This is a genomic window from Streptomyces kebangsaanensis (genome assembly GCF_001906585.1).
Taxonomy (GTDB): domain Bacteria; phylum Actinomycetota; class Actinomycetes; order Streptomycetales; family Streptomycetaceae; genus Streptomyces; species Streptomyces kebangsaanensis.
In genome coordinates this window covers 1-8263 of record NZ_JUJA01000068.1, presented here as the reverse complement: position 1 = coordinate 8263, position 8263 = coordinate 1, and the positions used below count along the sequence as shown (strand labels likewise).

General features: G+C 70.5%; 7 protein-coding genes. 6 read left to right on the top strand and 1 reads right to left on the bottom strand.

The genetic code is table 11. The annotated features are described in order from the left end of the window. The 6 genes from RH94_RS09555 to RH94_RS09530 form a co-directional block, all read left to right on the top strand. On the top strand, window positions 1-1318 hold a 1318-nt coding region (locus tag RH94_RS09555; RefSeq protein WP_199880907.1), incomplete at its 5' end, for a lantibiotic dehydratase family protein. Next, window positions 1315-2385, top strand: a complete 1071-nt coding sequence (locus tag RH94_RS09550; RefSeq protein WP_073947192.1) for a lanthionine synthetase C family protein — start codon at window positions 1315-1317, stop codon at window positions 2383-2385. The genes RH94_RS09555 and RH94_RS09550, both read left to right, overlap by 4 nt. Window positions 2386-2424: 39 nt before the next feature. After that, window positions 2425-4476 (top strand): methyltransferase, FxLD system, encoded by a 2052-nt coding sequence (gene fxlM / locus RH94_RS09545; protein ID WP_073947191.1) that lies wholly within the window; start codon window positions 2425-2427, stop codon window positions 4474-4476. A 4-nt stretch (window positions 4477-4480) separates the two neighbouring features. Then, entirely contained in the window at window positions 4481-5647 is a 1167-nt protein-coding gene (locus RH94_RS09540) for a hypothetical protein (RefSeq protein WP_199880906.1), read from the top strand. A gap of 667 nt (window positions 5648-6314) precedes the next feature. Beyond that, window positions 6315-6719: an SDR family NAD(P)-dependent oxidoreductase gene (locus RH94_RS09535; RefSeq protein WP_073947190.1), complete on the top strand. Its 405-nt coding sequence runs from the start codon at window positions 6315-6317 to the stop codon at window positions 6717-6719. Between the two features lie 59 nt (window positions 6720-6778). Further along, a complete protein-coding gene (locus RH94_RS09530) occupies window positions 6779-7684 on the top strand; it encodes an IS5 family transposase (protein ID WP_073947174.1) in 906 nt (301 codons plus the stop codon). Here RH94_RS09530 and RH94_RS09525 read toward each other — a convergent pair. Then, the gene (locus RH94_RS09525) at window positions 7653-8150 is read right to left on the bottom strand and encodes a hypothetical protein (protein ID WP_073947175.1); all 498 of its coding nucleotides are present in this window, start codon (window positions 8148-8150) and stop codon (window positions 7653-7655) included. The two genes, RH94_RS09530 and RH94_RS09525, sit on opposite strands and share 32 nt — an antisense overlap. Window positions 8151-8263: the final 113 nt, after the last annotated feature.

Sequence of the window (8263 nt, the reverse complement as noted above, 5' to 3'; positions counted from 1 at the left end):
CGCCACGGTCGTCGACCCGACCGGCTCTCTGCCACCCGCTCTGCAGGAGGACGCCCGCAGCAGCTCGGCGGCGCCGGATCTGCGGCTGGATGCCACGGTGCGGCTCCCCACGGCGGTCCTGACGGAGGCACAGACTGCTGCGACCGTCCTCGCCCGGCTCGCTACGCACCCAACGGGGACCCCGGTATGGCGCCGCTACGTCGAGCGGTTCGCAGAGCGCTACGGCGAGAGCGTCGAGGTGCCGTTGGAGCTGGTGGTGGACCCCGAGAAGGGCTTGGGCTTTCCCGATGGGTTCGGCCGGGTGTCCGAGCCTCCTCGCCCGATGACCCGACGAGATCGGCTGCTCCTGGAACTGGCCGGGACCGCGGCGATCGAAGGCGCCCGATCGGTGCCCCTGTCCGGCGCGATGATCGAGGAGCTGGAGGCCGCCGCGGGCAAGCCCACGGTCACCGCGCCCCACCTCGAACTGAGCGCACGCCTCCACGCCCCCTCGACACGCGCCCTGGAGAGTGGGAACTTCCGCCTCCAGGTGTCCACCGTCTCCCGCTCGGCCGGCTCGATGACGGGCCGGTTCTGGCACCTGTTCCCGGACACGGGCGCGACGTACGCCGATCTGCCGACGGTCGAGCCCGGCGCGGAACTGGCTCAACTCTCCTTCCACGCCGGTCGCGCTCCGGCCGACCTGCTCACTCGTGCCCCGCACGTGCTGCCCCGGCTGGTCAGCGTCGGCGAGTTCCGGCACCCCGCGAAGGACGTGCTGTTCCCCTCCGACCTGGCCGTCGGCGTCCGCGACGGCCGCCTCTACCTCACCGAGGCTGCCACCGGCACGCACCTGGAACTGCTCGCACCGACCGCACTGAACTTCCTGTGGAACAACTACACCCCTCCCCTTGCCCGGTTCCTGGCCGAGATCAGCCGGACTACGGCGCCGCAGGTGACCTGGTTCGACTGGGGCGCGGCCTGGACACTGCCGTTCACCCCGGCGCTGCACTACCGCCGTTCGATCCTGGTGGCGGCGCGGTGGAAGGTACGTGCTCGGGACCTGCCCGACCGCACCGCGACGCTGGATCAGTGGGCCGCTCAACTGCACGCCTGGATGGGCCGGTTCCGTGTGCCGGACCGCGTGCTCCTGTCCGAGGACGACCAGCAGCTCCCCCTCGACCTGCGGCAGGACATGCACCTGGACCTGCTGCGCGCCCACCTGGATGCCGGCCCGACCGGCGCCGCGACCCTGCACGATGCGCCGCCACCAGACGCCGACGGCTGGATCGGCGGCCGGGCCCACAGCCTCGTCCTCCCGCTGAAGGCACGCTCATGACGGCGGCGTCCCTGCCCCGGACGCAGGACCTGTCCGAGGGCGCACTCGGGACGGCGCTGCTGCACATCGAGCGCGGTGACCTTCCCACTGCACGGCGCCACCTGGCGCGGGCCGTTGCCGGCGGCGTCAGCGTCGGCGGCAACGCGTCCCTGTTCCACGGCGCCCCCGCGTTGGAGTTCGTGCTCAGCCGCGCCGGACATGCCGGCCGCGACGTGCGCGACACCGTCGATCGCATCGTGGATGCGCGGCTGGCCGCAGCACGCCGACGGCAGGCATCCGGGGCACTGCCGCACCTTGCGGAGTTCGATCTCATCCGCGGCCTGACTGGGCTGGGCGCGCTGCTGCTGACCCGCGGAGCGGCCTCGCCGCGACTGGAGGCGGTGCTGGCCTACCTCGTCTCCCTGTCACGGCCGGTCCACATCGAGGGCCGGGACCTGCCGGGATGGTGGTCCGCGGTCGGGCCCGGCGGCGAGGAGATGGACGGCGGGCACGGCAACAACGGCGTCGCGCACGGCGTCGCCGGTGCCCTGGCGGTGCTGTCCCTCGCCGCCCGGCACCACGTCCACGTGCCGGGACAGCACGATGCCATCGAGGTGTTCGCCCGCTGGCTGGACACGTACGGCGGCTGCTACTGGATCACCCACGACCAGCTGTCCGCCCCCACGCCATCCGAGCCGGAGCCCGCACGCCCGTCCTGGTGCTACGGCTGGCCCGGCATAGCCCGGGCCCAACAACTGGCCGCGCTCGCCCTGAACGACCCGGCCCGCCGGCGCGCGGCAGAGGACACCATCGTGCGCACGCTGACCGACCCGGCCCACCTCGGGCGGATCACCGACGCCACGCTGTGCCACGGCTGGGCCGGCCTGGTGACCATCGCCCGCGCCGCCGCCGGCGACAGTACCGCGCCTGAGCGCTTCACCCCGCTGATCGACGACCTGAACAGGCGCCTGGCCGCGGACCTGGACCGGCTGCCCAAGCCCGGCTTCATGGAGGGCCGCAGCGGCGCGCAACTGGCCCTCGGCGGCACGAACACCACGGGCTGGGCCAGAGCCCTGCTGATCACCTGACCCCGCCCCCGAACCCACCGGCAAGGAGCGCCCACGACCATGGACGTCGACGACGAGACCCTTCCGATCATCACCGAGACGGACTGGTGGCACGCCAACGTGTCGTTTCCCAGCGGTGCGGTGAGCCCCGAAGCCGCTCAGGTCCTGTCGGCCGCGCTGCATGACCAGCGATTCCACTTTCTGCGCAAGGACGGAGGGCTGCGGCTGCGCGCCGAGCGCCCCGCCGCCGACCTGCTGAACGGCCTCGTCGCCGACCGGCAAGTCAGTGGCTGGGTCGGCGGCATCTACGAGCCGGAGACCGAGGCATTCGGCGGGCCGGAAGGCATGGCCGTCGCGCACGACGTGTTCTGCGCCGACAGCCGCAGCGCCCTGCCCGAGACCGGCAGCCCCGGCACCAAAGAGCGCTGCGTGCTGCTGCTCTCCGCCATGATCCGGTCGGCTGGGCTGGACCCGTTCGAAGTCGGGGACGTCTGGACGAGACTCGGCGCCCTGCGGCCCCCCGTCTCTCCGCCCACCAGCCCCGCGCGCGACCGGGCAGTCACGGCCATGCGCCGCCTGCTGAACGCCGACGCAGCGCTGCGGCCGGACGCCGAGCCCGGCTGGGCCGAACGCATCGCCGCCTTCGAGGACGCCGGCCATCAGCTGCGCAAGCTCGCCGCTGATGGGCGGCTGATACGGGGCCTGCGCGCCGTCCTCGCCCATCACGCGATCTTCGCGTTCAACCGCGCGGGAGTGCCTGTCGCCGAGCAGGCCGCCACCGCGTGGCTGGCCCGCCAAGTCGCCTTTGCCGCAGGAGAAGCAGCCGACGTGTCTACCCGCCGGTCCGCTTCCCCCAACCCTAACCTCGCTCGAATGGAGACCCCCGTGACGCCCGTCACCGACCCCGCCGACCTGCGTGAAGCGCTGGTGAACCGCCTCATCGAGAGCGGCCACCTGCGCACCCCCGCCGTCATCGACGCCTTCCGCACCACCGAGCGGCACCAGTTCCTGCCCGGCGTCGACCTTGCGTCGGCGTACACGGAGGACGCGGTGCCCATCAAGCACGACGAGACGGGCGAGATGATCTCCTGCATCTCCGCGCCCTCGATCGTCGCCACCCAGCTGGAGCAGCTGGGCGCCGAGCCCGGCCACAGGGTCCTGGAGGCCGGGGCCGCCACCGGCTACAACGGCAGCCTGCTGGGCAAGCTCGTGGCCTCCGGCGGCCACGTGTGGACCGTGGACGTCGACCAGGACCTCGTCGACGGCGCTCAGAAGAACCTCGCCCAGGCCGGCGCCTCGAACGTCACCGCCGTGCTGGCCGACGGCGCCGCCGGCCTTCCCGAGCACGCCCCCTTCGACCGCATCCAGTTCACCGTCGGCGCCGGCGACGTGCCCGTGAAGATCCTCGACCAGCTCGCACCCGGCGGACGCCTGGTCCTCCCCATGCGGATCCGCGGCAGCATCTCCCGCAGCTTCGCCTTCGAACGCGACGGCGACACCTGGAAGACCGCCTCCTGCGAGATGGCGACCTTCGTGCCCCTGCGCAAGGGCGTCTGCGACGATACCTACACCCTCGTGCCCATGGCCGGTGAGGGCAACGTCCGCCTGGAGACCTTCAGCGAGCAGGACGTGGACCGCGACGCGATCCGCACCGTCCTGGACCAGCCGTCGGCCAAGGTCTACTCCGGCGTGAAGTTCCGCCAGGGCGATCCCTGGGAGTGGCTGTACCTGTACCTGGCCTCCGTGCTGCCAGGCGGCCTGTCCCGCATGCCCGGCTCCCGCCCCGGCTTCACCCCGCACTTCGGCTGGGGGTCCATGGCCGCGCTCGACGGCGACACCCTGGCCTACCTGACCATCCGCGAAGGCGAGGACGACAAGGGCAGGTTCTGGGAGATCGGCGTCATCGGCCACGGCCCCCGCGCCGCCGACCTCGCCGACCAGGTCGCGGACGCGATCCGCGACTGGGACGAGGGCTGGGGCAACACCGCGCCGGCACCCACCTTCCGCATGGCCGTGGGCGACGCCCGCGACCAGCTCACGGCAGCCGATCCACGCTTCGTCATCGACAAGCCCCACAGCCGTCTCGTCGTCGACTGGCCGCGCAAGGACTGAGCCGATGATCCCCGCGATAGCCGGCCGCATCCCCCTGGTCCGCCGTCCCAAGGCACCAGCGCTGCCGCTGGACGAGCGCATCGCCCACCTCACCGGGCTGACCGTCGCGCCCGCTGGCGCGGGCCACCACGATCTGGTGGCCCGCGCCAGCGGGGTCCTCAACTACGCTGCGCTGATCGCCTCCGACGTCGGAATGCCCGACCTGGCAGCCGACCTGTGCTGGAGACAGCACCAGGTCTTCGCCGACACCGGACACCTCACGGGCGGCACCGCCGTGATGTCCCTCATGCCCTTGATCAACATCTCCCGGCTGCTGACCCGCGAGGGCGACGGCGAAGCCGCCTACGACGTCCTGAAACGGCTGTACCGCGCAGCCCAGAAGCGCGAAGCGGCCGAGATCCACGGCCACACCGTCGACCTGCCGGCGTTGATCAGTACGGACGCGGACCACCGCAAGGTCTGCGAGGAACTGTGGATCACCGTGCTCGTCGACGGCGCCAGGGCCCTGGCGCGGACAGGCCGCTGGACCGAGGCTGCCGAAGCCATGGCCAGGTACCGCGGCATCGCCAACCGTCTCCTCGACGGCCGCCAAATCCAGATCATGTCGCTGATGGAACGCGGCCTCGATCAGCAGGCTCGCGACATGATCGACTCCGCCGTCCCCACCGAGCCGTGGGAGAACACCGTCGCAGCTCTCCTGCGTGCCTACTGCCGGCCCGACCCTTCGCCCCTGCCGCATCCGGACCTGGACCGCGTCCTACGTGACGCAGCCGCGCTGATCGCCGAGCACGAGCCCTCGACCGCGGTGTTCCAGACCAGAGTCGGCCTGGCCGCACTGGAACTGGACCAGGACGGCACCAGCCCGACAGCCGCCCTGCTGCGGACAGTCGTCGCCAACGTGGCCAACCACGACGCCTGGGCCGCACGCGACGTTCTGAACCACCACGCCACGCGCCCCCACCTGGCCAGTGAGCAGATCCGGAAACTCACCGCAGTGATCACCGCATCAGGTCTCGGCGCCGGCAATCTCCCGCAAGCCCACATGCAGGCCCTCACCGAAGCCGTAGCCCAGGCCGAAACTGCGCTCGGCGAACTTCTCCTGTGCGACCACCGCACCACACCCCAGGCCCGGACCGAAGAAGGAGCCGCCCACGAAGCTCTGCCACGCTGACGCCTCTCCGCAACCCCCAGAAGCAGTACCCACACCCACAGGAGTGATCGAACGCAGCATCACAGCACACGACCCTCTGCCCTATCAAGGATGGGCCGGTTAATCGAGATCTCGTTAGAGAGGGCGTTCAGTCCGCTGACCGCCCGGATTCCAGGGCGTTGTACCAACGGCGGCTAACGTCGGCCAGCTGTGCCGTCTCCTCCTGCGCGATCCCTGGAGTGGATCTGCTCTCGAACACAGCCGTAAAGTCGGGGATGTCCGATGCATTACAGCGTTGACAGGCTTGCCGCAGAATATAGGTGACGATCGGGATTTCCGTCGCACCCACTTTTTATAACGTTCAGATAACTGTCGAGAGGGGGATGCAGATCACATTCCCGGCTCACACACCCCGCCCGGACCGCTCGCAGCACGGACCAACTGCCCGTATTTTCCAGGTAGTTGGCGACATGTGCGTGACCTCCGGGTATTGAGCACCCTTAGCCAGAAGAATGGGAACTGTCAGTTCTCACCGGCAGGATAACCACGGGCTTTGCGTTCCCCTGCCCCCTGCTTTTCCGTTTAAAGTCACCGGCATCACCGCGCTGGCGCATTCCCGTGCTGGCGGNGGGTTCGGTTAGTTGACTCGCGTGAAGGTTCGTCATGTCTCGCTTCGTACTGATCACTGGTGGCGGCGGTCTTTGGGACCAACCGGTCCGGCACTTTCTGGTCATTCAAGCGGGCGATGCAGAGCATGCTGTGGACCAAGCACGGTCGGGTCGTGCCCATTTCGTCCGCGGTCGCGCTCACAAGCGAGGCCAGGCAGACGAGCTACGGGGCCTCGAAGGCCGGTGCGAGCGGCTTCGGCAAGTCGCTGGCCAAGGAGATCGACTCACGGGGCACCACGGTCAACATCGTGACGCCGAGCCTCACCGACACGGGGGCACTGGTCATCGTGGGTGTACCGGCCCACGCCATAGCAGTTGGGCAGCGGGATAAGAAGCCGTTATCAAAGCGATCTTGCAGCTTGAGGAACGGACGGGCGTGCGGGTCTTGCTCCCGTTCGGATGATCACGGACTGGCCGGCGCATGAAGGAAGGGCCTCCTGCGTAGCTCGGAGATGTCGAGTCAACAAGCACCCAGGAGGCCCAGGTGTCACAGTCTTCCGCGCCCGTCGCGTCGGCGTCCAACTCCGGCGTGTCGCGGTGCGATTGCCTCGCTCACCGGTTCGGCAACGCCGCCGACCACGAAGGCCGTGTGCGCCGCTACCCCAGCGATCTGACCGACGCTGAGTGGGCGGTGGTCCGCGACGCGCTGCCGATGCCGCGCTGGCTTCAGGGGCGGGGCGGCCGACCGGAGTCCTACTGCCACCGCGTGATGGTCGACGCCGTGCTCTACCTGGTCGACGGCGGCATCAAGTGGCGCGCGATGCCGGTCGACTTCCCCGACTGGGCGGCCGTCTACCGCTTCTTCCGCCGCTACCTCGCGCAGGGCCTGCTGGCCGAGCTGCACGACCGGCTGCGTCGACAGGTGCGCATGAAGGAGGGCCGTGACCCGGAGCCGTCAGCCGGGATCATCGACTCCCAGTCGGTCAAGGCCGATGCCGTGGTCGGTGCCGGCTCGCGCGGCTTCGACGGCGGAAAGAAGATCAATGGGCGCAAGCGCCATCTGGTGGTCGACTGTCTCGGGCTGCTGCTGGCCGTACTGGTGACCGCCGCCTCGACCACCGACCGCGACGCCGCGCACGCTATGCTGCCGCCCCTGCGCGCCCGGTACTTCCGCTTGAAGTTGATCTGGGCCGACAGCTCCTACAGCGGGGCGCTGGTGGAATGGGCCGGTGCCGCACTACGACTGGTGCTGCAGGTGGTCAAGCGCGCGGAGAACACGGTGGGCTTCGCGGTGCTGCCGCGCCGCTGGGTGGTCGAGCGGACCAACGGATGGCTGCTGCGCACCCGTCGCCTGGCGCGCGACTACGAGCGCACCACCACGGCCGCGGAGGCGATGATCTACTGGTCGATGACCGCGCTCATGACCCGCCGCCTGGCCGCACGGCGCTGAACCGGCCGTCCGGCTCCTTGACCAGCCAGCCCCGCTCGGCCACCCGCCGGGCCTTGGCTCGCACCCGCTCCACCCCGGCGGCCGAGGTCTCCCAGCCCAACCGAGCGGCGATCTGACGGCAGTTCAGCGGCCCCATCCCCTCCCGCACCGCCGCCTCCAGGGCGCCGATGATCCGCTGGTAGTCCGGGGCGAGGACGGCCGGCCGAAGGCCGGGCCGCCAATCGGGCACGATCGTGCCCGGCGCCGCGGCCGCACTCCGACCCCCGCTATCCGGCGGCGGACCGTCCGCCGCGCGGGCCTGGGCCAGCGCCGCCGCGAACTCCTCCCGCGCGATCACCGCGCGCTCGCAGGCCCGCTCCGCCTCGGCGAGCGCGGCCGCAGCGCGCTCTGCCTCCTCACGGCACTCCTCCAAGCGCTGACGCGCGGACAGCTCCCGCTCCTCCAGCAGCCCCATGGGCGACGGCATCCAGCCCTCCGACGATGCGGTGACACGACACCGCCATCCCTGCCGCCCACTCGCCGAGAACATGCCTGACCTGCGAAATCAAAGCCACCACGCTCGGATTGATAACGGCTTCT

Coding starts and splice junctions, on each gene's coding strand:
- RH94_RS09550 (WP_073947192.1), top strand. CDS start 1,315: ATGACGGCGGCGTCCCTGCCCCGGACGCAGGACCTGTCCGAGGGCGCA.
- fxlM (WP_073947191.1), top strand. CDS start 2,425: ATGGACGTCGACGACGAGACCCTTCCGATCATCACCGAGACGGACTGG.
- RH94_RS09540 (WP_199880906.1), top strand. CDS start 4,481: ATGATCCCCGCGATAGCCGGCCGCATCCCCCTGGTCCGCCGTCCCAAG.
- RH94_RS09525 (WP_073947175.1), bottom strand. CDS start 8,150: ATGCCGTCGCCCATGGGGCTGCTGGAGGAGCGGGAGCTGTCCGCGCGT.